This is a genomic window from Sorangium sp. So ce117, from assembly GCF_051524395.1.
Taxonomy (GTDB): domain Bacteria; phylum Myxococcota_A; class Polyangia; order Polyangiales; family Polyangiaceae; genus Sorangium; species Sorangium cellulosum_B.
The window spans coordinates 9,684,735-9,710,761 of sequence record NZ_CP150309.1; the positions used below are offsets into that span (position 1 = coordinate 9,684,735).

General features: G+C 68.9%; 18 protein-coding genes and 1 pseudogene. 10 read left to right on the forward strand and 9 right to left on the reverse strand.

Translation table 11 applies throughout. From position 1 onward, the window contains the following. The first annotated feature begins 40 nt into the window (after positions 1-40). The 4 genes from WMF46_RS36300 to WMF46_RS36315 all read left to right on the forward strand — a co-directional run bounded on the left by WMF46_RS36300 (position 41) and on the right by WMF46_RS36315 (position 5,087). Positions 41-2,236: a hypothetical protein gene (locus WMF46_RS36300; protein ID WP_437981397.1), complete on the forward strand. Its 2,196-nt coding sequence runs from the start codon at positions 41-43 to the stop codon at positions 2,234-2,236. Between the two features lie 1,056 nt (positions 2,237-3,292). Further along, complete coding sequence (locus WMF46_RS36305; RefSeq protein WP_437981398.1) at positions 3,293-4,078, forward strand: hypothetical protein; 786 nt, start codon at positions 3,293-3,295, stop codon at positions 4,076-4,078. A 179-nt stretch (positions 4,079-4,257) separates the two neighbouring features. After that, positions 4,258-4,620, forward strand: coding sequence for a hypothetical protein (locus tag WMF46_RS36310; protein WP_437981399.1), 363 nt, complete (start codon positions 4,258-4,260; stop codon positions 4,618-4,620). A 317-nt stretch (positions 4,621-4,937) separates the two neighbouring features. Continuing rightward, on the forward strand, positions 4,938-5,087 hold the full coding sequence (locus tag WMF46_RS36315; RefSeq protein WP_437981400.1) for a hypothetical protein: 150 nt from the start codon (positions 4,938-4,940) through the stop codon (positions 5,085-5,087). A gap of 215 nt (positions 5,088-5,302) precedes the next feature. Here WMF46_RS36315 and WMF46_RS36320 read toward each other — a convergent pair whose 3' ends face one another. Genes WMF46_RS36320 through WMF46_RS36330 form a run of 3 tightly spaced genes read right to left on the reverse strand, consistent with a single transcriptional unit; the run spans position 5,303 to position 9,535 of the window. Further along, positions 5,303-6,841 (reverse strand): hypothetical protein, encoded by a 1,539-nt coding sequence (locus tag WMF46_RS36320; protein ID WP_437981401.1) that lies wholly within the window; start codon positions 6,839-6,841, stop codon positions 5,303-5,305. Positions 6,842-6,878: 37 nt separating this feature from the next. Further along, entirely contained in the window at positions 6,879-8,537 is a 1,659-nt protein-coding gene (locus WMF46_RS36325) for a hypothetical protein (protein WP_437981402.1), read from the reverse strand. Continuing rightward, the gene (locus tag WMF46_RS36330) at positions 8,531-9,535 is read right to left on the reverse strand and encodes a PEGA domain-containing protein (RefSeq protein WP_437981403.1); all 1,005 of its coding nucleotides are present in this window, start codon (positions 9,533-9,535) and stop codon (positions 8,531-8,533) included. Before WMF46_RS36330 ends, WMF46_RS36325 begins: the two co-directional genes overlap by 7 nt. A gap of 398 nt (positions 9,536-9,933) precedes the next feature. Here WMF46_RS36330 and WMF46_RS36335 point away from each other — a divergent pair, with 398 nt between their 5' ends. From WMF46_RS36335 to WMF46_RS36345, 3 genes are all read left to right on the forward strand, one after another. Continuing rightward, positions 9,934-11,043, forward strand: coding sequence for an RNA polymerase sigma factor (locus WMF46_RS36335; RefSeq protein ID WP_437981404.1), 1,110 nt, complete (start codon positions 9,934-9,936; stop codon positions 11,041-11,043). 120 nt (positions 11,044-11,163) lie between these two features. Further along, a complete protein-coding gene (locus WMF46_RS36340; RefSeq protein ID WP_437981405.1) occupies positions 11,164-12,060 on the forward strand; it encodes a helix-turn-helix transcriptional regulator in 897 nt (298 codons plus the stop codon). Between the two features lie 63 nt (positions 12,061-12,123). Then, a complete protein-coding gene (locus WMF46_RS36345; RefSeq protein WP_272104003.1) occupies positions 12,124-12,336 on the forward strand; it encodes a hypothetical protein in 213 nt (70 codons plus the stop codon). A 556-nt stretch (positions 12,337-12,892) separates the two neighbouring features. Here the strand turns inward: WMF46_RS36345 and WMF46_RS36350 are convergent. Together WMF46_RS36350 and WMF46_RS36355 are read right to left on the reverse strand one after the other, a co-directional pair. Next, complete coding sequence (locus WMF46_RS36350) at positions 12,893-14,023, reverse strand: lipase family protein (RefSeq protein WP_437981406.1); 1,131 nt, start codon at positions 14,021-14,023, stop codon at positions 12,893-12,895. Positions 14,024-14,350: 327 nt separating this feature from the next. Next, positions 14,351-14,848, reverse strand: a complete 498-nt coding sequence (locus WMF46_RS36355; RefSeq protein ID WP_437981407.1) for a hypothetical protein — start codon at positions 14,846-14,848, stop codon at positions 14,351-14,353. A gap of 1,031 nt (positions 14,849-15,879) precedes the next feature. Here WMF46_RS36355 and WMF46_RS36360 point away from each other — a divergent pair. From WMF46_RS36360 to WMF46_RS36370, 3 genes and pseudogenes are all read left to right on the forward strand, one after another. Continuing rightward, positions 15,880-16,287, forward strand: coding sequence for a hypothetical protein (locus WMF46_RS36360; RefSeq protein ID WP_437981408.1), 408 nt, complete (start codon positions 15,880-15,882; stop codon positions 16,285-16,287). Positions 16,288-16,806: 519 nt separating this feature from the next. Then, positions 16,807-17,334, forward strand: a complete 528-nt coding sequence (locus tag WMF46_RS36365) for a hypothetical protein (protein ID WP_437981409.1) — start codon at positions 16,807-16,809, stop codon at positions 17,332-17,334. Positions 17,335-18,371: 1,037 nt separating this feature from the next. Then, a pseudogene (locus WMF46_RS36370) lies at positions 18,372-18,737 on the forward strand (tyrosine-type recombinase/integrase); the annotation flags it as partial. 722 nt (positions 18,738-19,459) lie between these two features. Here WMF46_RS36370 and WMF46_RS36375 read toward each other — a convergent pair. The 4 genes from WMF46_RS36375 to WMF46_RS36390 form a co-directional block, all read right to left on the reverse strand. Beyond that, positions 19,460-20,302 (reverse strand): hypothetical protein, encoded by an 843-nt coding sequence (locus WMF46_RS36375; protein ID WP_437988038.1) that lies wholly within the window; start codon positions 20,300-20,302, stop codon positions 19,460-19,462. Beyond that, positions 20,299-24,129: an RHS repeat-associated core domain-containing protein gene (locus tag WMF46_RS36380; RefSeq protein ID WP_437981410.1), complete on the reverse strand. Its 3,831-nt coding sequence runs from the start codon at positions 24,127-24,129 to the stop codon at positions 20,299-20,301. Before WMF46_RS36380 ends, WMF46_RS36375 begins: the two co-directional genes overlap by 4 nt. Positions 24,130-24,174: 45 nt before the next feature. Next, positions 24,175-24,330, reverse strand: coding sequence for a hypothetical protein (locus WMF46_RS36385; protein WP_437981411.1), 156 nt, complete (start codon positions 24,328-24,330; stop codon positions 24,175-24,177). Positions 24,331-24,685: 355 nt separating this feature from the next. Beyond that, positions 24,686-25,894, reverse strand: a complete 1,209-nt coding sequence (locus WMF46_RS36390; protein ID WP_437981412.1) for a hypothetical protein — start codon at positions 25,892-25,894, stop codon at positions 24,686-24,688. Positions 25,895-26,027: the final 133 nt, after the last annotated feature.

A 26,027-nucleotide genomic window follows, 5' to 3' on the forward strand; every position in this document is an offset into this window, starting at 1 on the left:
CACGTTGCGGCGTTCCCTTGACATGTGGCAGCATCGCCCGGTGAGTCACGCGAGGCGAGCTGCGGCGAGGTGGCGCGTCAGCGCGCTCGGGGTCGCGGCGGCGCTCGCGGCCGGTAGCTGGCCGCGCGCCGCCCTGGGCGACGAGCCGCTGGTGAAGGCGGTCGCCGTGTCCGAGCAGGAGATCTACGACGATGGTCGGCAGGGCGAGCACCGCTTCCCGTTCACGCCCGCGGACGGCGTCGATCCGTCCGCGCTCACCGCCCACGTCACACGCGTGCTCGTCGGGCAGCGGCCCGATCTGCAGCGCATCCAGGTATTCCTAGTCAGCGCGAAGGTGCTACCCGAGGCGGGGCCGACGATCCTGGTGAAGATCCAGAAGCCGGAGCTCGTGGCCAAGCCGGCCAGCTACGAGCTGGGGCTCGTCCTCAAGGGCAAAGCCAGGGACAGCGAGGTCACGCAGACGGTGTCCCTGAAGCTCGTCCACCCCGCGGCGCAGCTTCGCCTGCCGCCCACGCTGGTCATCTCTCGCTCTCAGCTTCCGCTGCTCGACCTGAGCTGGGGGGATTACCCGAGCACGCTCGAGCTCACGGAGATCTCGCAGCGATCCAGGCTCTCGGGGGTCACGCTCCGTCAAGTCGACGAGCCCCTGCACCAGGGCGAGCCGGTCCACGGGAGAGTGCAGCGCCAGACGATCGCCGCCATCGGCGCCGGGTGGACCGAGCCGGCTCCGATCGCGCTGAGTGGCTCCTTCCCGATGGGCACGACGAAGGGGCGCCTCGAGGTGAGCGCGCCGCAGCTCGAGGCCCCCGTGCTGTTCGACTACGAAGTGCGCGCCCGCGCGCCCACGATCCTGGTTCCCCTCGTCTTCCTCGCCGGCGTGGGGCTCGGGCAGCTGCTCCGAGGACGCCTCCTGAAGAGAGAGGAAAAGCTCGCGCGGGAACTGCGCGCCAGCGACATCCGCGACAAGCTCAAGCGGCTGGCGCAAAGATCTGAACGAGACGCCAAAGTCGCGCTGCAACAGCAGCTTCAAGCGCTGGACGACGCGGGTGGCGACGAGGAGAAGCTCGACGCGGAGATCGTCAAGGCGGACAAGCTGCTCGAGGCCACGCGCCTGGCCCGCGCGGAAGCTCGGCAAAAGCTGCTGCAGAAGCTCGCCCGCGAGGCCGCCGTCCTCGACCGGGGGTGGATGCTATCCCCGGTCATGGAGCTTGCGCCGGTCGCGGACGCGCTCGCGGAGGCGCAGCGGCGTGCAGCTGAAGATGACCTCGTGGAGGCCAGGAATGCGGAACGCAGGGCCGAGGAGGCGACCTACGCGCTCGCGCGCTCGGCGCGCGATTGGGCCGGCAAGCTGGTCATCCGGCTGGAGGAGATAGAGCGGCTGTTCCAGCCTGCGCGATCCACGTTCTCGGCCATGATCCAGGCGGTCCGCAGCTCCTGCGCCGCCGTCAAGGCGGAACCTGGATCCGTCGCCCTAGAGCCGCTGCTCACCGCGGCGCACGCCGCGAACGACGCGGCGCTCCAGCTGGCGCAGCAGCTCGACAGAGCCCTCTCGGCGCTGGCGGACGAGGCGGCATCGGCGGCCCGGCCCGAGCAGGCGGATCGCATCCGCGTCTCGATCAAGCCGGCGATCCCAAGCGCCGATCGAGCGGACGCCGAGCGCGCGCTGGGCCACCTCGGAGAGGACGCCGAGCGCATGCTGGGCCACCTCACCACGGCGCTCAGGGCCCTGAACAAGGAGGTGCGGGCGGCGGTCGATGAGCTCCTCCCCCCGGAATCTACCGGCCAGGACGAGGTGAAGCAGCACCTCCAGGCGCGCCGTTATCCCGAGGCCCTGAAGCTGGCCGCGCAGCTGGCGCAGGCCGTCGAACCCGAGGACATATCGAGCTTCGAAAGCTTCTCAGCGCCAGCTTCCGGAGGCGTGCAGCCGATGGAGGAGAGTCCGACGCCGCTGCGCGGACCCCGACCGTCACCGAGCGGAGGCACCCACCTGATCGTGGTATCGAACGGCGACCCGGCGACGCGCGAGCGCGCCGCCCTGGAGCGGCAGCTCCGCGGTACGCAGGCGATCCGCACCTGGGCGACCGCTGCGGTACTGGCCCTGTTCACCTGGGCCCTGTACCATCTCGAGTTCATTGGCACGACCCGGGAACTCCTGACCTTGTTCGGACTGGGCTTTACCTCGGATCTCACGGCCGCCAGGCTCTCCGCCGCGTTCGAAACGGTCAAGAAGGCCTGAAGAGGGCGTCGCCCCGGTGCAGGTGGTCCATGACGAGGCGACCGCTCGTCACGCCACGGCACGGTTCTGGTTGGCGGGCGCCCGGCGAGATCGTCGCTGGATGCTCCGAGCGCCGGCGACGCCGACGCGACCTGAAACAACCTAGGCTTCGGTCTGGGCAGGCGGCGACCGCCTCGCCGGGCATCAATCCAGGCCTGCCCCGCCCGTGCCGCGCCCCGTACCGCGGGCCGACGCCGCCCCGCGCCCAGCATCGTCGACCCCGGCGAGCGCCGCAAGGGGCCGTGCCCATGGCGATGGCCGGGCGCTTACCCCGCGGCGGCGCGGCCAGGCAGCTGGCGCCAGCACGTCGACACGCGCTAGAGCCGCGCGGGTAGCTGCCCGCTGGCGCACGCTGTGGACGGTACGACCCCTGGCCAGTGTAATGTGCTCGCCTAGATTCCGTTTGACGCCGATCCTCTGATCAGAAGAATGGCCCGCGTCGGCACGTTGCTCACGAGTTGCGGAAGACGGGAACGGGACGATGAGGATGACAGGTCGGCAGATCCCATCGGGGACAGTGCTCGCTCTCGTCCTCAGTGTCGTCCCGACGCAGGCAGACGCTTCGGAGGTGAGCGCCGGAATTAACTTCGGGTGGCTCCAGGCTGGCACCACGACGCGCCTCGCGGTGAGCCCGCATGCGGGAATATCGTGGCGCATCAAGAGCGATCTCCTGTTTAGTCTTCGCGATCTGTTCAGTGTCGTGCCCCCAATCCAGATAGGTGGAGCTGGTGTCTACAACAGCACCATCGTTGCCCTCGGATATAGTTGGGAGAACGGCGACTTGAGTGCGGGGCCATCGGTTGCGGTCTACTTCATGCCGGCTTGCGGACGTACAATGTGTGGGCGTGTTGCCGGGATGGCGGCAGGCGCCCATGCGCAAACCAACGCGTACGTTGCCGGACCGCTCGGCGTGTCGGTGAGCGCGAACGTGGATTGGGTCGGCGGGAGCAGTCTTGTGCTTCCAGGTTATGTGTCGGTGCTTGTTGTCGCCGGTCCGGTGCTTCGATGGAGTGTAAAATGAACACAAAAGGAGTTCTGCTGCCGATCGTGGCCGTCCTCATCTGCATGCTAGCGGCATGCAACTGGACGGTAGGAGACTGCTATCCCCTCGAGGAGTGGGAGAGGGGTGCAGGTGCAGGTGGACCAGTCGGGCCGTCTGTTCCCGTCATCACCTCCGTCTCGTCAGGCGACTTCGGGGATGCGCCTCCGAGCGGATCGCAGTACCGTAACGAGCGCAAGCTGCAGTGCAACAAGACGGACGACGAAGACGAAGACGAGGAGGAGAGCCCGAGCGACAGCTCGGAGAGGCCGACAGATAGCCCGGAGAGCCCGCCAGACCCGTGCCCTGGATTCGGCGACATATCCGGAGATGGAGCAACCTTCTTGAGCTGTAGCGATGCGTGCAGCTCGAAGTGCCCGCCGCCTGGAATGGCCCCGTGGGTATATGTAGATTTCGATCCTTCGATATTCAAGTTTGTTACCATTGTCGAGGACGATGGCGAGGACAACGGCGGAGGGTGGCAAGAGGCCAGGGCCAAATTGAACTTCAAGAGACTCACGATTCCGCATAAGATCAAGGAGTGGTCCTGCTCTTTTACCATCGGCATGCCGCTCCGGACTGAGATTTATGGACAAATCGATCCAGACCGTGCGGCCAGCCTCAGCGAGGAGATCACGGAGGAGGTCGCAAACCGCATTGATTACCATCTCCCGCAGGAGACGTTCTGCGACACGTTTCGCAAAGAGGCGGACGCTGCGTTCAAGTCTAAGTATAAGCGACTCGGTGCCAGGGTGACGAAATGATGGTGACAACTCGTTCCGAGCTGCTCGACGTCGTTTATCGTTTCTACCCACGGGGCGTACGTTGCACCGAACGCAGCAACGCACCTCCCAATGAGCCCTTCTACGACGACACGGAGGAGCACCGCCGCCTGGTGGAAGCCGCAAACCGAGGACGAGCGGAGTACCCAACGTGGAAAGCGATGATCCGCCGCCTGGGGGATCGATACGGCCTTCAGAACGAGTCGCTCCACCTGTTGGCGGGAGGGGGCGACCCGGCGTACTCGGCCCGCATCTGGCTCACCGACGAAATGGCGCTCAGCTTCCACGTGTCCCTGCTCGGGCCATACTACGGGATCCACCTCCCCGGCATCCCCGAGGAGGAGCCGGTGGCGCGCGAGATCGCTCGGGAGATCGAGGCCACGTACCCCGGTTACCGACCGATCCCGGCGGAGCTCGGGAACGAGGTGGTGCCGGATGTGGCGATGGACACGGTGTTGATGGGCGAGGCGACGATCTACATGTGCCTCTTCTCGGTCGTGTGGACTTGGGTGGATCCGGAATAGACCTTCCCTGGCGTCCGCCGTCCACGTGGTCGGGCTCGTGCCGGGCCGCGGGCGAGGAGCTCGAGGTGAGCTCGGCGGCTTCGGCGCGCGGCGGCGCGGGCGCTGGGGTCGAGGCGCACGTCGGCGAGCTCGGGAGCTATGGCCGTCCACCTGGGCGAGCTCGGCCATGTCGCGGCGGACGCCGGCGACCTCGCGATCGCGCTAACGTACACGGCGCCCGAGCAGATAGCGGGGCCGCGGCGTCGAGGAGCACCGCGGCGGGGTCCGCACCTTCCGGCGGACTGAAGGGAGCGGTTTATGAGAGGATGGGCTGTCCGATGAAAAGAAGAGCGTGGTCTCCCGGGTGCGGCGCGGTGGCCGTCTCCTTTAGCTCGGATCCCTGGGATTGGGCGTGGTTCGCCGTGGCACTGCTCGTGCTCGTCGGCATGGGCGCCGCGGTCGTCCTCGGCATCCGGCGCCGTCGCTGACATGGCTGACATGGTAGAGCGGCTGTACCCCGCAAGGGCGGCGCCGCTCGGGCGTCCGCCGTTCGCGTGGCCGGCGAGGAGATCGAAGCGAGTTCGGTGGCGCTCCCCGGGGCGGCGCGACTCCGTGGAGGTCGAGGCGCACGTTGGCCAGCAGCTTGCCGACAAAGTGGGGGATGGGTTCAGATACGAGCCCGTCCTCCGCCGAAGTGATGCGGCTAGTCAGGAAACCGAAACGTCTCGTGACGCTCGCCGCTCGGCCCTGTCGTCATCGTGCCATCGTGGTGCCAGCTGGTGCCGCCCGAGCCCGGCTGTCCGATCTCGAAGGTGACGCCCTCAAGCGTGAGCTGATCCTCGTCGAGGTAAGCGACGCCGATCGAGTCACCGCCGCGCCCCGGTCCGCCATAGCCGCCAGGCCCTCCCTGGCCGCCACGGCCGCCCATGCAGCCCTGAAAGACGTCCGCTTGTGCGGCGCCGAATGCGCCTCTGCCGCCTCTGCCGCCCTCCTGGGACGGCCCGCCGTCGCCGCCCGGACCGCCGTCACCCGTCGTGATCGTGCTGTCACGCACGGTCAAGCGAGCGTGAAGTGCGACGACGCCAATCGCCGGCTGTCCATTCGCTCCCCCGCGGCCCCCTCGGCCACCACAGCCTCCGGCGCCGCCCGAGCCCCCTCCCGCGCCTCCCTTGGAGGCGACGCCGCACATGGCGAGCCCGCCCCGACGACCGCCGCCGCCGCCGCCGCCTTGGCCCGGCGTGCCCCAACTCCCCTCGGCCCCCGTGTCACCCTCCCATCCTGTCTCGGTGAGGCGTCCGATGCCCTCGCCGGGCGCTCCCTGCGTTCCCGGAGCCCCGGGGCCCCCGTCGGACCCGGCGTAGCACCGGACATTGTCCTGCTCCGCGGTACCACCGATGCCCGAGGGCGACGGTTGTCGCTCTGAGGCGGGCTCACCGTCGCCTCCATCCCCGGCGCTGTCGGGCAGCCCGTCCCCTCCCTTGCCGCCGATGCTCGTGAGCCCGCTCTCGCACCGGTTCGCGGCTGCAGCCCCGCCGGCGACGATGGCCGCCGAGCACGCCTCCGCAGCGAACGTGCCGTCCGGTCCGTCGGGTGGGCTGTACAGGGGCCACTTCTCGCCATCGCTGCCCGGCTTTCCGCTGCGCACGCGGATCTCGCTGCGCAGGATCTCCACCACCGTGTTGGACTGAGCGACCACGCCGAGCGCGCTAGACGCATGGAAGTTGAGATCGGCGAGCGTCGAGACGCCGTCCGCGGCCCCCTGGTCCTCGTGGCGCGCGGGCTCGATCGTCACCAGGGCATCGTCGAACAGCCGGTACTTAAGCGTGGACCGCGGGAGCAGGGAGTCGGGCACCCATTTCCGGCAGTTGAAGCCGCCGAGGATGTCCACCCCAGAAGGGAGTGTGATCGGATCCACCTCGAAGTAGTCGTTGCAGAGGAACACGCGCCCTCGTCCAGCGCGCGCGAGCTCGATGGAATGCGCGACGGTGTACACCGGCTTCGCCTTCGTGCCGGGGTTCCTGTCGTCGCCGCCACCGAAGTTTCCGGCGACGAACACGCCGCAGCCATCGTCGAGGATACCGGCGGCGACGTGCTCGATGCAGACCGACTCCGGGGGCGGCTCGTCATCGCACGAGGTGCCCTCGCAAGGCGCGCCAGGATCGTTCACGTCGGGCACAGTTCCACAGCCGGTCGCCCACGGTGACAACAGAAGGCACAGGGTAGCGGCGGTGGTCTTTCTCATGTGCGTCTCCTGCGGTGTGCCGCCAGCAGAGGGCGGCTCATTGGGGCGGTTCCGGATCTGGCGCATCGAACCTGTACCAGAACAGCGCAGGCCCCTCTCGCCCCTGGCCTGGCGCGTTGTCGGTGACTGCACTGTCAGGGCGGCCGCCCTGGCCAGGTTGTCCTGGCAAGACGATCGCATCCTCCAGAAGGTTCACGGAGGCGCTCATGGAGGCGATGCCGAAGGACGCACCCCCGAGACCGCCGCCGCCGTCGCCGCCGCGGCCGCCCTTGCCTCCGGTTCCACCGCTGCACGCGGGCAACATGTCACCTAAACCCGCAGGGCGCCTTCCACCGTAACCGCCCATTGACCCGCCGCCGCCGGGTTGGCCCGTTCCGCCGACGCCGCCATTGCCGCCCGTGCCTCCTAGGACCTGGCTGGCCTCGACCGTGAGAGCGCTCCCCTGCAACGCCACGATCGCGATGCTCGCGCCGCCGTAGTCGCCCCCCTGGCCTCCCTTGCCACCGCAGCCGCCGCTGCCCCCTGATCCTCCGGCCGCGCCGCCCTGGGGCCGACCGGTCGGACACGCGAACGTGAGGGTGCGCGAGCTGCTGCCGCCACCCCCGCCACCGCCCTGGCCGACGCCGCCTCTCTTACCCCCCTCCCCGCGGACGCCGATCCATCCGTCAAGGTCCAGGCGGCCAACGCCAATCGCTCCGGCAGCGTGTCCCGCGTCGGCGCCGTCTGCTCCGCGGCCCCCAGTCGTACACGGCATGCTGGACGCGCCGCTCCCAGCCAGGCCGCGGTTATCCGGACTGCCGACCGGCTCCGGCAGCCCTGAAGCACCATCGCCGCCCGTGTCCATCCCGCCGTCTCCGCCGTACCCGCCCGTCGACTCGATGCCATCGCCGCACACGGTCACGACCGGAAGGCCGCCCATCGCTGCGTCCGCGGTGCAGGCGTCCGCGCCGTCGTTCCCCACCACGCCGGAGTTCGCGCGTACGATCGGCCCGTCCTCGCCCGGCTCTCCATCCTTGCCATCGCCTGCGAGGATCTTGCTCTGGCGCACGATTGCCCTGGCTCCAGGGCTCAAGATCATCGCGATCGACGACTTGCCGTCGTCCGCGGACGCATCCGCCGCCTCGACGCGCACGCCGAAGACCGTTGACGTCGCGTGCTCTTTGTCATCCGCGATCACCCTCAGCGGGATACCCACCTGCGGAGCGATGATCGTCGGGTGATTCGGTCCGCCGAACGACCCGTCATACGACCAATCGCCGCCGTCACACAGGCGCCCGCCCCAGAGGTCGACCCCCGAGGGCAGCGTGATCTTCTCCGCGAACGACCCGCCGCACGCGTACACGCGCCGGGTCGCTGCCTCGCCGTGGCCTCGCCCGTACGCGGCGAGCCCGATCGCGTGCTGGAGCGTCTTGACCGGCGCTCCCTTCGTTCCGGGGCTGTTGTCGTCGCCCTGCTCGCTGACGAACACGCCGCACTTGTCGAGCGCTGGCGCTGTGCCGGGCGCTCCCGCGCATGGGTCTGGCGTGTGCTCCGGATCGGGAGCACACGCCAGCTTTTCCGAGCAATCCTCGGAATAGGCAGTGCAAGCTGTCAGCGTGCTAGCTCCCCACACGCAGAGTGCGAGAGCGACGAACGCCGTCGCAGCGCCTCGGTGTGCCAGCGATCCCGTTCTCTCGGCCCCCCGCGTGCTCACCATACCCCCTCGATTCGCGCGCCGATTTCGTTCCCATTCGCCACGGGCGATACGTTGACCCGATCCTGAGACGGCTTGAATCTCAGGAAAGAGAAGTCCGTGAAGAAGGACGCGGCGGTCACGGCACCGACGACACCGCCCGTGATCACCGTGGCCAGACCGGCGCGGCCGAACATGTTTCGCGCGTCCTGCAGGCGGGCCAGCTCGCCACACGGCGAGTTCCGAGGCGCTTGCCAGCACATCGACGCGCTCGCTGACGGCTCGTCTTGGAGCAGATGTCGCCGGGCGCTCAGATCGTCATCGAGCTTGCCCGCCCGAACCATGAGGATGGTGCCCACCGTCACGCCAGCCGTCGCGACGGCGATCCCCGTGATGCGCAGCGTCCCCGGCCAGGAGGCCCACGGGCTGGGAGCCTGCGCGCGCGCAGCGGGCAACGTGCGCAAGGGGGTCGGCGTCGCTGGCGCGGTGTCCTTGGCGCTGCTCGCCTCCTTGGCGCTGCTCGCCGCCGCACGGGGCAGCTCCATCGTCATCTCGTGCTCCACGCCCGCCACGCCAAGGAACCCCTGAAACGCGTCCGCGTGGCCGGGTGCACGGCTCCGCACCATGTGTTTGCCCCCCGGCTCGAAGAAGAGCGTGTAAGTGCGCGCGGTCCGCCCGATGCGCTCACCGTCTATCAGCACCTCGGCGTCGGGCGGATCCACCGAAAGCACGAGCGTAGCGACGCGCTTTACAGCCTCGCGCTGGCCTGCCTGGAATCGCCGCTCGAGCGCGTCCGGCAGCGCTTCGCGCTGTTCGAGGCTCTTGGCAAGGTGCTCGGCCGCATCGCGATACTTGTGCAACGCGACCTCGCAAAGGCCGAGCTCGCCGGCGATCTCCGCCCGCTCTCGCTCGGTGCTGGTCGTCGGGTCCGCGGCGTCGAAAGCAGCCTTGTAGGCAGCAAATGCCTCGCTCCACCGCCCGGCATTGCGCGCTCTCTGACCACGGCGAACATGGTCCTTCACCGATGAGCTGTCGTTCGGTCCCGCCTTCGGGGGGGACATCGGCGGCGCTGGCAGACTTCGTGAAGTCTGTTGCGCCTTCGGGGGGGCATCATCCGCGCTGGCCGAGTTCGGGATGCCTGTTGCGACCCCGAGCGTGAGAAATATCGAGAGCGAATGCGCAATGCAACGCATCCAGGGACGGTACTGACGCCGGCCGTTCGGCGTCAACCGCCAGAAATTGGCGGCGCCTCGGCCGTTTGGGCGAGAATTGGCGGTCGTATGACGGAATGTGCTCAGTCGTCCTCTAGACCCGCTGCCGCGTGGTTGAAGATGACACCTTGGCTTACATTGTCCGACCAATATTGCTCGCTGGTTCTCTTTTTTGAAGCGTTTGGGCCCGCTCAAGTGTGCTGCTTACCGTGGGCAAGCCACCGACCGTCTTCCCCGGCTTCGAGCTCTTCCGGCGCCTCGCCAGGCGCCACGGCGTGCCAGAGCGAAACGCCGAGGATATCGCTCAGGAAGCGCTGCTGCGCGGGCTGGAAGCCGACAAGCGGCTCGACCCGGGGGGAGACCCAGCGCCGTACCGCGTCACGATCGCCATCAACCAGGCGCGCAATCACGTCCGTGACGCACGCTGCCGCGGCGAGGTGCTGACGTCGTTCGATGAGTGCGAGATCCGAGACGAGTACCCCACGCCGGAGGAGCTGCTCCGGAGACGGCAGCGGGAAAAGTTCACGCGGGAGCTGATAGACCAACTTGATCCCAAGTACCGGGATCTCGTGATCAAGCACGACCTCCAAGAGGTTCCGCTCGCCGAGATCGCGGCCGAGCAGGGACTTCCGCTGGACACGGTGAGGACGCGACACTGGCGGGCGCACCAGGAGCTCCGGGTGCAGCGGGAGCGGTGGCAGGCGCAGGAGCGCTCGCAGGGAAGAGACGATCGCCTCTGCGTGCCGCTCGCGCTGGGCTTCGGCCGTCGCGCGTCGTGGGTGGCCTCGCTACGCCGCCTGGGCGTGAGGATCCTCGTTCAGGGTGCGCTCGCCGTGCTGACCGGCGCGCTCGTCTCCTCGATGTCGTCCCTGCCCGACCTGGAATCGTGGTACGGGGCGGCGGTGGTCCCTGCCACCCCGCCCGCCGCGCAGGAGGCTGCGGCGTCGCCTGCGCGAGACGGCGCGCACAGCGCCGAAGCGCCCGCCGGTGGAGAACGCGCGCACAGCGCCGCAGCACCGGCCGCGCGCGGGATGTCGTCGCCGAGGGCGCAAGGAAGCGCGCGCGTGCAGGCGGTGGCGAGCAGCACGCCCGTTCCTTCAACGACGACAGATCGCCGGCCCGCGCCTCCGGCGAGCGCCGTTCGACCGACCGGCAGCGAGCGCGAGCGGAGCCTGATCAACCAGGCTCGGAGGGCCATCGAGGCCCGCAATGTCACGGCGAACGTCGAGGCTCTCCGGCTGCTGAACATCCACGCGCGGGAGTTCCCCCGTGGGCGGTTCGTCGCCGAGCGCGAAGCACTCCTCCGGCAGCTTCGCTGAATCCTCGACTGTCCTTCGGCAGCTCACAGGCGGTGACCTTGGTGATGTCAGCGGACGGCACAAGGCGAAGATCCGCCTTGCATCCCGACATGAGCGATCACGTCTAGGAGACGAAACGCGATGAATACCATGGAGGATTTACTTGGTGCGATGTGGCTCATTTCGCCGCTCGGGCTCGCGATGATAGCCTGTGTCGCGATCGGCTTCGCGGTCACCGCGCGCGAAGCCCTGGGACGGGAGCGGGGGCTTCGCGAGGCGCGCGAGCACGCGCATGACGACGAGGAGGCAGTCCTCACCGATGCGAAGGAGCAGGCAGCGGCCGAGCGAGACCGATACCGGCGCCTTCTGGACTGTCATGTCGACGCGGCGCTCGCAGAGCTGACGGAGGCCCGCACGCGCCCCGTCCCCTGGCCAGGAAGGGTCCTCGAGTCGTTCTGCGCGACGACGCCTTCGTGGAGGAGAAAGCTGGCCGAGAGCACGGGGTTGGAGCCGAGGGAGGTGGAGCGGTTGCTGAGGAGCGACCTGCCGATGACGCCCGGCCTTGCCCGGCAGCTGCAGGCCTTCACCGGCACGCCGGCGCGGTACTGGGAGCGCCTCTGGCAGCTGCACGACGACCACCGGACGGACGCCGAGGAGACCGTGGTGATCCAGGTCGGCGAGCCCATCACCAAGCGCGAGAGCTCCGCGCGTCCCGCGTCGTCGCCGGCGCAGAGCTCGACAGCGCCGACGCTACCTCCCCGCGCGCTCGATGTTCCTCCGCCTGTGGTGCTGCCTCCCGAGCTTGCGGCCAGGAGCCCGCGGGCGAAGCTCCCGCCGCCTCCACAGCCGCGGCTTCGGTCGCCGCTCCCTGCCCGCGCCGCCACGGGGACCGAGCTCGCCCGACGCGCTGCGACGCTGACGAGCTTCCCGGTACAGCATGACGAAGGCGGGCCGGGTTCCGCAACGGCTGCCGATTGGGAGGACATAGAGCGCTCTCCGCTGAACACGACACTTCCGGGAGTAGGGAGCCATGGGTGAATTGCGTAATATCATTATGCTTCGGGAAGCCAGCGAGATCTCTGTGCGGGGAGTGGGATTGCAATGAGCGTCAAGGGCCTGGTTGTCCACTTTCGGCGCGACTTGGATGACGATGAGGCGCAGCGAACGATCGACGCTCTGATGATGATCAAGGGCGTTGTCAAGGTGGCATCTGTCAAGGCCGGTTACGAAGACGAACTGAACCGGCAGCGGGTCAAGCGAGATTTGCTAAGCAAGATTGACGGGCTTTTGAGGGATGACGAGGCCACGATCTAGCTGCCGACGAACCCGCGTCATCGTGGCGTCGACGCAACCGGCCCGCCGCGCCGCAATTGGGATGCGCTCGAAGGCGACGCTGGCGCACGGACGACGTCGTGCCGCTCCAGGCGTGCGCCCCTGAGCGCGCCGTTAAGAGCCGGCCGCCGGTGCCGCGACGGGCAGCGTTCGAGGTCGCACCCGCGCCGCTCTCACCGGTGGGCGAAGCCAGCCGGATCTCAGGCGACCGTCGCCTTTGACCATCCGCCTCGAGAACCCTGCGGCGGTGCGACGCCGCGCTGAGGGCATCGCTGCCCGCGCCGGCGGGGGCGCTGCGGCGCCCGTCAGGGCGGGTTGCGCCGATCGACGCAACGAGACCCGCTGCGGTGGCGGGTGCTGGATCGTGGGCGGTGCTACGGTGGCGTGCGCCGGTCGGTCCAGAAGATCGCGCCCGTGCGGCGAATGCTGCGTGAGCGCCGTCACGACGGCGTGCGCCGGTCGGTCCGGAGGGACCCACTGGAAAAGTGACGCTGTATCAGCAACTTATCCATGCATGCACTCGGGGCCACCTTCCTCTTCAGCCCGCGGGAGGAAGGGTGCTGATTTGGGAGCATCTAAGGTAATTGATGGGGGAGTGGTCGGCCCACGAGAGAACGAACCATCGAGTGAAGGGGAGATGCTCGGTCACGAACGAGAGGACCGGATTAACCCATTTCGTGGCAGTGAAGAGCCTGAGCGCGAAGGGGAATACCCCTAACAGGTTGGCCAGGATCGCGGTGTATGCCTGCCTGACGGTTTCCCCACGCACCCAGCCTTCGGCCGTGCTATGGTACGTCGTCCCGAAGTGCTGGAAGTTCCCCGTCGACAAGGGCGGCATACGCGGCACGATGTCGTTCTCGTAGACGTGCATGTAGGTTCGGGCCACGAGCTTAGGCGAAAGTGCATCCACCATGGTGGGATCTCCGACCGCCGGCGCTCCGAATGTATACAAGCCGCGGAACTTACCCTGAAACGCTTGGCGGAGCTTCTCATCCTCTCGATCGGCCCACAGCATCACCGTCGCCACGGCAGCCATGGCGCCCCCGAGGCTGTGCCCGGTTACGTAGAGCACGTCGATCGCCTGCTGCGCCTTCAGCAGTTCATTGCGGAGCGTTTTGCGGATCTCACCTCCGAGCCGCCAGACATTTCGCATAAAGCCGCTGTGCACATGGCCGTAGTCCCCGAACTGCGTGGTCTCGACGCTCGCGTCGATCACCCAGTCGAGAGCGTTCCCCCAGGACGTCCCCCGGAAGACGAGGACGCCGATGTGCTTCGGTGGCTCCGATTCCTTGACCGTGACCTCGATCACAATTAAGTAGGCATGCGCGTTGACGAGGAGCGCGTCGTTGGTGAGGGAGAAGGAGTGAAGCCTGGCCGCGTCTCCGAACATCTGGACCAACACACGGTCGAAATCTTTTCGCTCTGCATACGACCACGCGGAGAGTTGTGCGAGGACGTATGTCGCCATCGCGAGATGTTCCGAGTCGTCGCCAGGGCCCAGAAGCGACGCGAATTTCCGCGATGCGGTGACGTCCGGAAAATAGGGCGATTGATCCGGAAAATAGCGCGATTGTCTGAACTCCGGACAACGGGGCCCCGCGGCCTGAGCGGTGGGGGCCTGGAGATCCCCGTGCTCCATCTTCACTCTCCTCCTGCCTTGTTTGCTCATCTTCCTTCTCCTCTGGGAGCGAGCCAACGGCACGAAGGTCCGCGCCGTGCCCTTCCCAACGTCTCCACGAGACCGGTTTGCGACTCCCTGCAGCGGACTGGAGGGCCTCCAGCCGAGGCTCGCCGCTGCGGGTTCTCGTGTTGCCGTGGACGGGCGAGCGCAAGGTGAGGCGCTCCCTATACGTGACGTCCGACGGTGCCCATGGCCGCGCCGAGGCCACGACTTGCTTCCTCAGCGGATAGGGAGCCCTACCGACTTCCCGAAGTGAAGAGGAAATTTGCCCCGCCCATCCAGTTAACCTAACGCCACAACCACGATGTGGTCGTGTCATCCAGAAAAACCGAGTAATTTAGCAGGTAAGCGTGTCCCGTTGGGCTCAGCGGTTACCACTCTACTGTACGCGCCGTCCAGATTGAGCTCGTCCAAACGGGGGCGCCTGCGTGCCACGCGCCCACACGTTCGCCTCGTCCCGGCGTCTGGTCGGGTGACATTCGGCGGTCTCGTGGCGGCTCGCCACTTTGCGGCGCCGTCCATCCAGGAGGCCGGGTCGCGGGTCCGGGATCGCGGCAAGTTCGGATCGGCGGGCAGACCGAGGTGTTCCAGGATCTTCCTGGCGGTCGCCTTCTCGGTGATGGCGGAGAGAAGGCGCAGGCGGCCGGCGCAATGCGCGCAATGGAGGGCGTCGAGCCCGAACGTTCGACGGATGAGCTTGGCCCAGTCGATGCGCGGCGACGTCGCGAGCAGCAGGCCGCCGAGCAGCCAGTCGAGGTGGCGGACGGAGATGCCGAAGTCCGTGATCACGACGTCGCCGGCAACAGCGGCCACCGCGCAGCAAGCCGCGGGCATCACGGCGGACCCGGCGGGTGCTGCTGCGAGCGGCGGTGAGGAGAACGTTTGCGGGCTGAAGGGTACGGCGGCGCCCCCCGGCGCGGATGTCCGCTCCGCGCGAGGTGGCACGGGGCCGGGCGAGGCGCGCTTCGGCGTTGGCGGCTGCTCCTGGCACATCCGAACCTCCGTTGTTGCGGTGTTTCGGGTTCGGGGCGGAGCCTGAACGAGAGCCCGTGAGGAGGCCCGAAATGGTAATTCTGACGACCCGGTATCTCGTCGCGAGTTACCGGGATCTGGTCAAGTGTGGAAACCGCTCTGGTGACGCGCAGTTGGACCGCTTCGAGGGGGCGCCCGAGGGGCCGATTTGGGGGGACGCGAAGGGGGTCGATTTGGTAATTTTGCGCGGGGTCGGCTGAGGGGCTCCGGCGAGCCGCCGACCTCCGTCTTGTCGCATACCTATGCAAGGGCGGCGCGCGGCGGGCACGACCGCGGGGCGGCCCGAAGGGCGCGGCGTGAGCTCTTCCCGGCGGACGCCGCGCTGGCCTGGGCCTGGAGCCGAGCACGCAGCAGGGCGCGAACTCGGCGCACGGGGCCGCGGAGCTCGTCCAGGCGAGAGGCTGGCGCAAGGCGGAGCTCGCCCAGGTGGACGCCCAGCGCGGCTCGCGGCCGCAACGCCGAGCGAGCTGGCCCCGCTCGACGGCCGGGCCGTGGGATCGCCGGAGGGGTCACCTCGCACACCGAGGTCACGTGATCGGGCCCCTGCGAATGCCAGTCAGGTCACGGTGCCACGTGAGAACCGGCGTCCGCTTGGTCGCACGCTACATCAGACTTTAATACCGTCGCCCTCGCCAGGAGCCGACTCTTGTACTGTGCTTTAACGCTCTTTAAAGTTGAACGGAAAATGAACGCTTCGCTCTGGCAGGTTTGTGTTTCGGTGCTTTTCTAGGCGCATGAGCTCGCGGCGCTGGTACGAGCTCGCGTGCGGAGTTGTCCGCGCGCCGAGCCACGTCCTGGAAGAGTGTTTCCAGATGAACAAGCAGACCCGGTGCCACCTGCGCGCGATCGCACGGCTGCACCCCGAGATCGGCAACCTGTGTGATCAGCTTGAAGCGCCCTGGAACGCCGTGCGAAGGATCGTGCACGCGCCGGGGGCGGCGGAGCAGTGGGAGCGCGCGGCGCAGGTGCTCGGTGAGCTCGTGGAGAAGCGCCGGGCGACGGCGCCGCGCCGGTCGAAGCTGGAGGCTGTGCGCCTGGAGGCGCTGAAGCGAATGGGACCGCCGATGGAGGGGGGAGGAAAACTTGCAAGCAGCATGCGAGCCGCGTGGGAGGCGGCGGAGCGCGGGACGCCCGCGGTCTCAAGCCCACATCCGAGCGATCGGCATGCTGGTCTGCGGTGCAGCGCTGCCCGGCGGGAAGCGCGCGAGTCGAGCACATGAAGCGGCATCGCGTTGGACTTTCGCCGCGCACCTCTCCCGTGCGTGCCTATCGCGCCCGCTCGCCGATCCCAATTCAGGGAGCAGACGACGCTGGCGCATGCGCGACGTCGTGCAGCTCCAGGCGCGTCAAGGTGCAGCCACGGTGCGGGTACGGCGCCGCGCTCGGCCCGATGGACGAGGCCGACGGCGCAACGTTCGCCGACGTCCGCCTCGATCTCTGCGACGGCGTCGCGCTCGCCCGGGGTGGACAAGGCCCGATGGGTGGCTCTACGTCGCCTCCACGCGCGGCGTCGCTGGAGCGCGCGAAATTACCAAATCGAGCCCTTCGCACCTCCCATTTCGGCCCCTCGGCAGGGCTTTCCAGAACACCCAACCCCGCGATGCGACAGGGTGTTTTCCCCAGGCAGGTCTCAGGGAAAGTCGTGTCGAATTACCGGCGACACAGAATTACCGCTTCGGGCTCCTTCCAGAAGCGGCGGTCACGGTTGCGCACGAACCCAACACAGATGGAGGTATGGCATGACACGAGCGGCTCTCGCGCGTGTATCGACACTGCTTGCTCTTCGTCAGGCTGGTGACGGCACGCTCGCCATCGACAGAGAGAGCCTGGAGACGCCCACCGGCGGATGGTCCAGCCCGAAGGTGATCGACCAGTCAGCGATGGCGACGGCAACCGCAACCCTCGCGATCCCGCTGGATGGGCTGACGATCGCGGCGCCGCAGCCGGAGATGCTCTCGCAGAAGAACGTCGAGTCGGTCACCGGCATCCCGGCGCGTGTCTTCCTCGACACGATCCGCGCGCCGGGCTTTCCCCTGCTGATCACGAAACTCGGCAAGCTTCGCCTCGTCCAGCGCGAGGCGTTCGTTGCCTACCTGCGGGCGCTGGCCAGTGAGCCGGCCTCGCGTCGTGCCTCGGACGCGGACGAGCGCACGCGGGTTGCCGCGGTGCTGGCTTCTGCTGGCCTCGAATCTGTCCCATGTCCACGCACCGGCCGGGCGAGCGCTCCTCCCGCCGGAACACGCCGTGCTAAGCTGCCGCTGAAGTAGAGCGGGCTCGCTCGGCGCTTGCAACACCGGACGAGCCCTTGATCGACCCCCGCATCACCGGAGACCGATCCATGACCGACGTACCCCAGCGGCGGGCGCGTGCCAAGCGCTCGCCGGTCCTCCCTTCATCATCCCTTCCCGCATCCACATCGCCCGACCGGCGTCCGCGTTCGGGCCGCTCCGGCGGGCGCCCCTCGTTGCCGGGGGAGGCCGGTGCGCCCGACGCGGCCCCGCCTGGTACGGCCAGTTCGACGGAGAACCCGAAGCCGACCGCCCGCACCACCGGCAGGTCCGCAGGAGAGAAGCGCGCCAATGGCTCCGGCTCCGTCCGGCTGCGCGGGAAGGCGTGGACCGCACGACTCAGCCTCGGCGAGGCCGGTCGACCCACGTTCACCCTGCCGACGTGCCGTACGGAGCAAGAAGCCAATGCGCGGCTGCAGGTGCTGTCGGAACTTGCGGGGCGACTGCTCGCCGCCGGGCAAATCGTGCTCGGCGTGCCGCTGCTGGAGCAGGCTGCCGCACGCGAGGGAAGCGCTCTTCGGGATATCCGGCTTGCCATCGACCAGCTGTGCAAGGGAGAAGCGCGCGCCCGCGCAACCGGGGAAACCACCTTTGCCGAGTTTGCTGAGCGGGTGCTTTCCGGAAAGCTGGCCGAGCAGTACCCGGATCATGTGAAGGCGATTCGCAGTGCGGATGATTACAGATCGAGGTTGGCGCACGTACTCGACGTGCTCGGTCCCGTTCCTCTCGTGCGCCTCACGATCGATCATGCCGATCGCGCGATGTCATTGTTGCCGGGGCACCTGGAGCCTAGCACGCGCCGAAATGTTGCGATGGTCGTTCACCGCATACTGTCGTTGGCTGTGTATCCAGCGCGCCTCATAGGCGGCAATCCGTTGCCGCGCGGATGGGTTCCCAAGGCAGACCACGACAAGGCAAAAGGGTACCTGTACCCGGACGAGGATCAGCTCCTCATGGGGAGCAAGGTGATTCCCTTATGCTTCCGGATCTACTACGGCTTCCTCATTCGCGAGGGAATGCGAGCCGACGAGGCCGGACAGCTGGAGTGGTCGGATGTGGATCTCGACCGGGGAGCCGTTGTTCTCGATGAGAACAAGACGGACGAGCCCCGGGCATGGGCGCTTTCGTCCGACGTCGTGCGCGCGCTCCGGAAGTGGCGCGAGATCTGCCCGGACCAGGTACGCGTCTTCGTAGGAAAGTGGGGCTGCAACTCTTTACCGGGTCGCAACGGGGCGGAGCGCTTCAGAGACCACCTCCGACGCGCGGGCATTACTCGGCCTGAGCTGTTCGAGACCACGGATTCAAGGCTGAACATCCGCTTGCACGACACCCGCGCGACCTTCATCACGATCAAGCTCTCGAACGGCCGCACGGAGACGTGGATCTCCGATCGGACCGGGCACAAGTCGAGCGGCCAGATCCATCACTACAAGCGCGCCGCGCGCAAGGTCGCGGAACTCGGCCTAGGCGACTTCGCCCCCCTTGATGAGGCGATCCCCGAGTTGACGGGCAAGGAGCGTTCCGAGGGCACTCCCGCGCCGGCTGGCCCAGCTACGCGAGCGGCGAGCGCGGAGGCCGCCATCGCCCCCGCACAGACCGTCCAGGTGCCGGCGCGGGCCGACCTCTCCGTCCCCGTCGCGGCGGAGGCCGAGGCCCCCGAACGGGCCCGGTTGGGCCCGCGTTGGGCCAAGCCGACCGCGAGGGTGTCCGAGCCCCAAGTTGAACCCATCGAAATCATTGATCTTATCCCCGATCGCTCCTCCGTACCAGGGAAGTCCTTGGGCCTCGTCGCTGACGCGGCGGAGCGAGCGACGGAAAGGCCAACAATTCTCAATACCTTTACGGGACACGGGCGGCTGGATCCTCCTCGGGTGTGGCCCAACGCGGAGCCAACCGGCCGACGTCGGATGCTTCAGCGTCCACCACGGCGGGGACGGCAGCGTCGCTCGGGGACGGCGCCAGACGGGAGGTTGCCGAGGCGAGGGGAAGAGCGAAGCGCGGTTCTCCGGCGCGTTCACGGACAAGCTGCTGGGATGAGGTGCGCGACCCGGGCCAGGTCCCGACTCCCCAGCTCATTGAGCCCGGGCAGTGTCGCGCGGCCGCCTCAGTCGAGCGGATCCCCGTCCTCATCCATGGCGACGGCGAAGGGCCCCTCGCCCGGTCCCGCCGGCATGACCCACCGGCCGGCCACGGCGTCGGGCGCGACACCGGCGAGTTCCGCGATGCGCTCCTGCCAGTGCTCGGACGCCTCGGTCGCGCAGCGAATCACCGAGGACGCCGTCTTCCCCGCCGCCGGCTCGGCCTCCAGCTCCACGGCGACCTCCGTCGCGAGCGCCGTGTCCGTCTCGACGATCACGGCGTCTGGATCGGACCGGCGGATCAGATCCGCTACGCTCGCGGCTCCCGACGAGCCGAGCACGTACGTCCCCACCTGCGCGCGCTGCGCTTCCACGAGCCGGCCCAGCACGTCCTTGTCCGCCTCGCCCAGCGAGGCGAGATCGAGCGGCACCGCCCGCGCGCGGGCCGAGAGCCCTGCCTCGGCGAGCGCCTTGGCGACGGCGCGCTCATCCACGATCTCGCCTCCGAGCACGGCGACGTCGCCAAAGCGGTGCCGGCGGACCACCTCCCTGGCGGCCAGCGAGGCGCCCTCGTGGAGCGCGATTCCTGCCCGCGCGCACGCTATCCGCACGGCCGGGAGCGCCGCGCGGGACGCCGCCGCGCTGGCCAGCAGCACCGCGGAGATGCCGTATCCCCGCACCAGGTCGAGGCACAGGAGCACGAGGCGGGCCGCCGACACCCGCGAAAGCGTGCCGTAGGGGGCGTGGCGCGTGTCGGAGAGGTAGATGATCCGGTACCCCTGCACGAGCGACGCGATCTGCGACGGGAGGCGCGCGGCGGCGCCGCGCTCGTCGAGAATGACGAGGGTTCGCTGGCTGGATGAGCTCATGATTGGCGAGGAGCGAAATGTAGCAGGTGGAGCTGACCGTTAGGAAGGCGCCCGATCGAGTAGGTGACGCGATTCACGCACGCGCGCTGCGCAGGCTGCCCTGACTGGGACTCCAGCCCTTCTAGCGTCTCCCTGGGCGTGTAGGAGCCCGAGTGCACCTGCCCCGGCGCGAGGGAGCGGAGGGCCGCGTCGTCGCGGGTCATGATGTCCCGCAGCGAGCGCAGCGCCTGGTTGCGCGAGCGGAAGACCGTGTTCGTCTGCTTTGTCGGCCGCGAGGTCGCGAGCGCGGACGGATCCTGTCCCGGGCCCGGCACGTGCGCGCGCGCGTGCCCCACGTTGTTCCCGAAGCTGCGATTCTCGGAGTCTTCCAGCAGCCGCTCGGCCTCGCGCAGCGACGCGAGGCCGAAAGGATCGATCCATGCAAACGGGTTGACCGCATAACCGTAGTAACCCGACCCCCCGGCCACGCCGAGCGGATCCGGGGAGACGAACATGCCATCGGCCGGGTCGTAATAGCGATAGCGATTGTAGTAGAGGCCGGTCTCGGCGTCCTCGTACTGCCCCGGGAACCGCAGCGGGGTGCTGGCGTCGCCGTCGCGCGGTGCCTCGAGCCCGAAGGCCTGCCGATCCAGCGAGCCCACGATCTCGCCCGCGTCGTCGAGGAGGTGCTCCGGCGTACCGACAGGATCGTTAACGTAATGAATCCATCGCCCGTCGGCCTCGCGGTGCGCCGCCGGGACGAACGAGTCGTCCATGAAGCAATAGGTCCGCACCGAGGCCGCAGCGCCCCCAGGCGCGGCCGCGCTCTGGCCCGGAGAGCGCGTGATCTCGTGCACCAGGACGTCTCCATCCCACACGAACCGGGTCTCGCGCGCGAGCCGCAGCGCGCCTGCCGCCTCGTCCCACGCGAGGACTCGCTTCCGGACACGCCTCGCCAGCGGATCGTACTCGAACTCGATGCGGGCGCCGTCCGGCGCATCGACGCGCTCGAGCAGCCCTGCGCCGCTCCAGCCGTAGCGGTAGACGCGCGGCTTGTCCCCTCCTGCGTCCTCGCGCCGCTCGACGAGCCGCCCCTCGGCGTCCCAGCGGTACTCCGCGTTCCCCTTCCGGAGGAGCTTCCCGCCCCTGCCGTACCTGCGCTCCGGAGCGCCGTCTCCCTCGTGCAGGTTGCCCGCGGGATCGTAACGGAACACCTCGCGCCGCCCCACCTCGGGCGTCATCGCGAGCAACTGGCCCACGGGATCGTAGCGGAGCTCCGTCACCCCGCGCGCGCCGCCGCTCCGCGCCACGAGCTCGCCGGTCGGATCATGGCGGTAGCTCATCAGCGCCACGACGGCGTCGGGCGGCTCACCCACCCACGCCGGATGGCCCGGCGCGGTCGGCGGGCGCTCCCCAGGGCGCGTGAGGCGCTGCTGCGAGAGGCGGCCCAGCGGGTCGTACGAGGTCCCGATCGCGCCGCCGCCCGGGAGACGCCGGAAGACCTCGCGACCGAAGGGATCCAGCCCGTGCTCGATCAACGCCGCATCGTCCAGCACTGTGCGCACGCGCGAGCCCATCGCGTCGCGCGCGATCGCCTCGCTGTGCCCGAGCGTTGTGCGTCGCGAGATCCGGTTGCCCAGCGCGTCGTACCGCGCCTCGACTGCGTGCGCCTCGCTCCCCAGGACCTGGATCTCCTTGACGATCTGGCCGAGCGGATCCCTCTCGAGCTCGATGCGCCCGCCGGGCCAGCGCGTCTCGACCAGGTTGCCGAGCATGTCGTACTCAAAATGCTCGTCGCCCGCCGGCGTCGTCCGCTGGACGAGGCGCCCCGCCAGATCGTACGCGAGATCGGTATGCACGGCCGGCCCCGCCGCCTCGGCCGCCATCGACTCGCCCGTCGTGACCCGCGTCGGGCGCCCCGCCGCGTCGAGGCGATAGCGCAGTACGCGCCCATCGAACGTGCGCTCCTCGATCAACCGACCATAGATATCGTAAAGGAGCTGGTGCTTCTCCCCGATCTCGTTCACGACCGTGGTGAGCTCGCCCTCGCGGTTGTAGAGCAGGCGGGACACGTGGCCGTTCGCGTCCTTGCGCCAGCAGAGCCGGTGATACCCGCCCCACCCCCACTCGGTGACATGCCCGCTCGGGTTCTGGGCCCGCACGAGGTGCCGCTCCCCGTCGTACTGATACCGCGAGACGCCTCCCTGGGCGTCGATCACCGCGATGAGGTCGCCGCGATCGGAGTAGACGAAGCGCGTCTCGGCGCCCGCCGGATCGGTGCGCCCTGTGACCCGGCCGAGCGCGTCGTACCGGAAGCGCCATACCGCGCCGTTCGGCGACGCGACCGAGATCAGGTTCCCCTGCGCGTCAACCTGGTACGATGTCCTCGCCCCGTTCGGATCAATCCGCTCGCGCAGCAGGCCCCGCTGGTCGGGGCGGTAGGTGGTGGTTTGCCCCAGCGGATTCGCAATGTGCTCCGGGTTCCCCCACGCGTCGCGAAAGATCTGAGTCACCCCTCCATGCGGGTCGGTGATCTTGACGGGGGAGCCCGCCTCATCCCGGACGATCGACGTACGGGCGCCTAGCTGGTTCGTGTAGCCAACCAGGTTCCCGCGCCCGTCGCGCTCGAAGCGCTCGAAGCCGCCGTCCGGATACTCGAGGACGGCGAGGAACCCGCGCGCGTCGTACACGGCGCGCACAGGCGACGGCCCGGCGTCGTGCGCCATGGTGAGCAGGCCGAACGCGTTGTGCGCGAAATGCCCGACATGCGTCGAGTCGATGACGTGCGTGTAGTCCTCGTCGAGGTACTCGAAGACGCAGTGGTGGACGCCCCTGGCGGGGTGGCGGCCCGAGGCGAGCACCGAGGGCACGTCCGGGTCCACGCTCGGATCGGGGCTGGATAGGTAGTCGCCCCAGGACTCGATGCACCGCCCCTGGGCGTCGTACACGAAATGGAAGCAGAGGCCGGTCCGATCGACGTCGGCGGTGAGCCGGGCCTCGTCGTCATACTCGTAGCGCGCGGAGAAGCCGTCGGCGTCGGTCGCCGTGACGAGCCGTCCGCGCGCGTCGTAATCGTATCTCTCCAGGGCGATCCACCGCCCCTGCTCCAGCGCGTTCTTCACCTCGATCGAGGCGATGTGCCCAGCGCCGTCCCTGCGCACGCGGAGCTTCCGGCCGGCGCTGTCCGTCACCTCGACGAGCTGGCCATCCTCGTACACGAGCGCGATGCGGTTCTTGTTCCTGTCCTCGATCGCCGTGAGCAGGTAGAGGTGCTCGCCGAGCTTCTCCGAGAAGGCGTAGAGTCGCCCGTCGTTCGGGTCGACGACATAGCCCCACGGCTCACGGCGGAGGCGGAAGCCGAATGAGGAGACCACGTCATCGCCCGTGCGCAGCGACTTCGGGAAGGAGACGCGCGTGCCCTGGTCCGTCCAGACGTCGATGGAGCGGCGGCGCTCCTCGACGCGCCAGCCGAGGCTGTGGGCCCATCCCCACCCGAGGCCGACGTCGCGGCAGTGCGCCTGGGCGCTGTAGCTGCGCGTCAGTTGGAGCGGCAAGGGTCCGGGCAGCTCGACGATGAGGATGGGATGGGTGAACGCGCGCCCCGTGGCGACGTCGACCGGGTGCGACTTCGTGCCGCAGAGCGGAAAGCGCTGCGGATCCGGGGCGCCCTTGCCGCCACCCTGCGCCTGGTTCCCGCCGCTCCCGCCCCCAGCGCCCTGCCGGCCCGCTCCGGCGCCGCCGCCGGGTCCTCCCGCTCCGGCGCCGCCGCCGCCGCCGCCCATCACGAAGACGCCGGGGTTCATGCCGGGAATGGCCGGGATGTTCGGGACCGGAGCCGTGCGCGCCATACTCTGAGGTTCGCTTGAACGTCCCCCCGGAGACAAGCCAGCAGTTCAGACCCTGCGGAGCTCGACCACCGGCAGCCCGAGCAGCCGAGCGATCGCCTCGTGAACGACCCGGGCTGCCGCGACGTCCCCGAGGGCGACGGCGCGGCTCAGGGAGCTGGCGAGCGATGCGACGACGGCGGCCCGAGGCGACATCTCGGTCATCCCGAGTTCGCCAGGCGCCAAGCTCGGTGATTGGGCCCGCGTTGGGCCCACACCTTCCGAGGGGCTCCGATCCGTCGCCATGCCCCGCCGAAATGCCGTCGATAACGACGGATCGCCCCGGTTCGGCACCGCAAATTCGTCCTTGGGCCTCGTCACTCGTGCGGAGGAGCGGACGACCGAATTGTCGACAATCTCAGTAGCTTCACGGGACACGGGCGGCTGGATCCTCTTCCCGCGTGGCCCAACGCGGCCCCAACGAAGAGGCCTTTGCGGGGCTGCGCCCGATCATCAGCGGCGGCGAGGTCCCGGCGCAGCCCCGCAACCCCCGCCGGGTCACCGCCCCGCGCCGCCGGCCTCAGGGGCGAGCTGCGGGTCGGGACCCCGAGCTGAAGGTGGTGAACCCCGTCTCCCCGTCGGGGGCGGCGCCCCCGCCCGTGAACGGCGCCGTGCAGAACAGCGCCTCGACATTCGCCTTCTGGCAGTGGCCGTAGGCGCTGGGGGTGCGGTCGCAGCTGAGGGACCGGCACTCCGCAACATCGAAGCAGATGGCGCCTTCGGACTTGCTGCCGGGGGCGACGTCGTTCAGGCCGTCGTGACAGACGCCCTGGTCGCAGTAACCGCTGTACGTGTCGATGCTGACCAGACCGTCGAACGTGTCGGTGTTCGCGCTGGAGCAGTCCTGGTGGCTGCGGCAGGCGGTGCATGTGGCGGCCAGGCTGGCCTGGGAGGTGATCTTCATGAGGCCGCTGGCGCAGTCGCCAGGGTCCAGGGCCTGCTCGCCGTTCTTGTGGAGGGGCTGGCAGGCGTGCTCCTCGGGATAGTCCCCGCCGGCGAAGTAGGCGCGCAGGGCGGCCGTGGTCGGCATGCAGTGGAGCCCGGGCGCGCACAGGTCCGTGTCCGTGTTGCTGTCGCAGGGGCTCCCCTCGGCTGGCAAAGGCGGAGCGGGGCGGCAACGGCGGTCGTCCGACTCGCTGGTGCAGGCCAGCCCGACGGCGCAGAGCAGGTCGGGGCAGAGCTCCCCCTCGGCGGGCAGCACCAGGCATGTCCCGGCGGTCGACTCGGAGCTGGCCGGTTGGCAGATGGTCCCCTTGCAGGGGTTCCCGCCCAGCGCGGCGGCGCCGGCCAGGTCGCAGGCGCTGCCCGGCTCCAGGGCCGGCTTCAGCAGGGCGGTGATGTCCAGGCCTCCGTCGGGCTCGCGGCAGCCGTCGCCGGACCGGCGCAGGCGGGCAATGAGGTCGCCGCCGGCCTGCTCGTCGTAGATGTACTGGGGGTTGCCGAGGGCGGGCAGCATCGTCGCCTCGCACAGGGCGGTCTCGCCGGCGCCGCAGGCGGCGTCGTCCGCGTACTTGCCGGTCGTCTGCGTGCAGCAGCCCTGCACCCCGGCGCAGCGGGCGGCGGACCATTTGGCGCAGAACGCGGTCAGGGGCACGGGATCGGCGGGCGCCGGCGAGTTACCACCCGAGTCGCCGCCCGACGAGCAACCGGCCAGGGTCAGGGCGGCGGCGAGGGCCAGGGCGGTGCGTCGCAGCCACGGGGCGGTAGAGCGGAAGCAAGTCGATGTCATGGGCTCAGCTTCTATCATGTTAGGTAGCGGAGTTGACGGGCGGTGGAGCCCTGGCAACGAGCCGATCGCCTCGTCGACGACACGGCCGCGACATGATCCCCGAGGGCGACGGCGCGGCTGAGGGCGCTGGCCA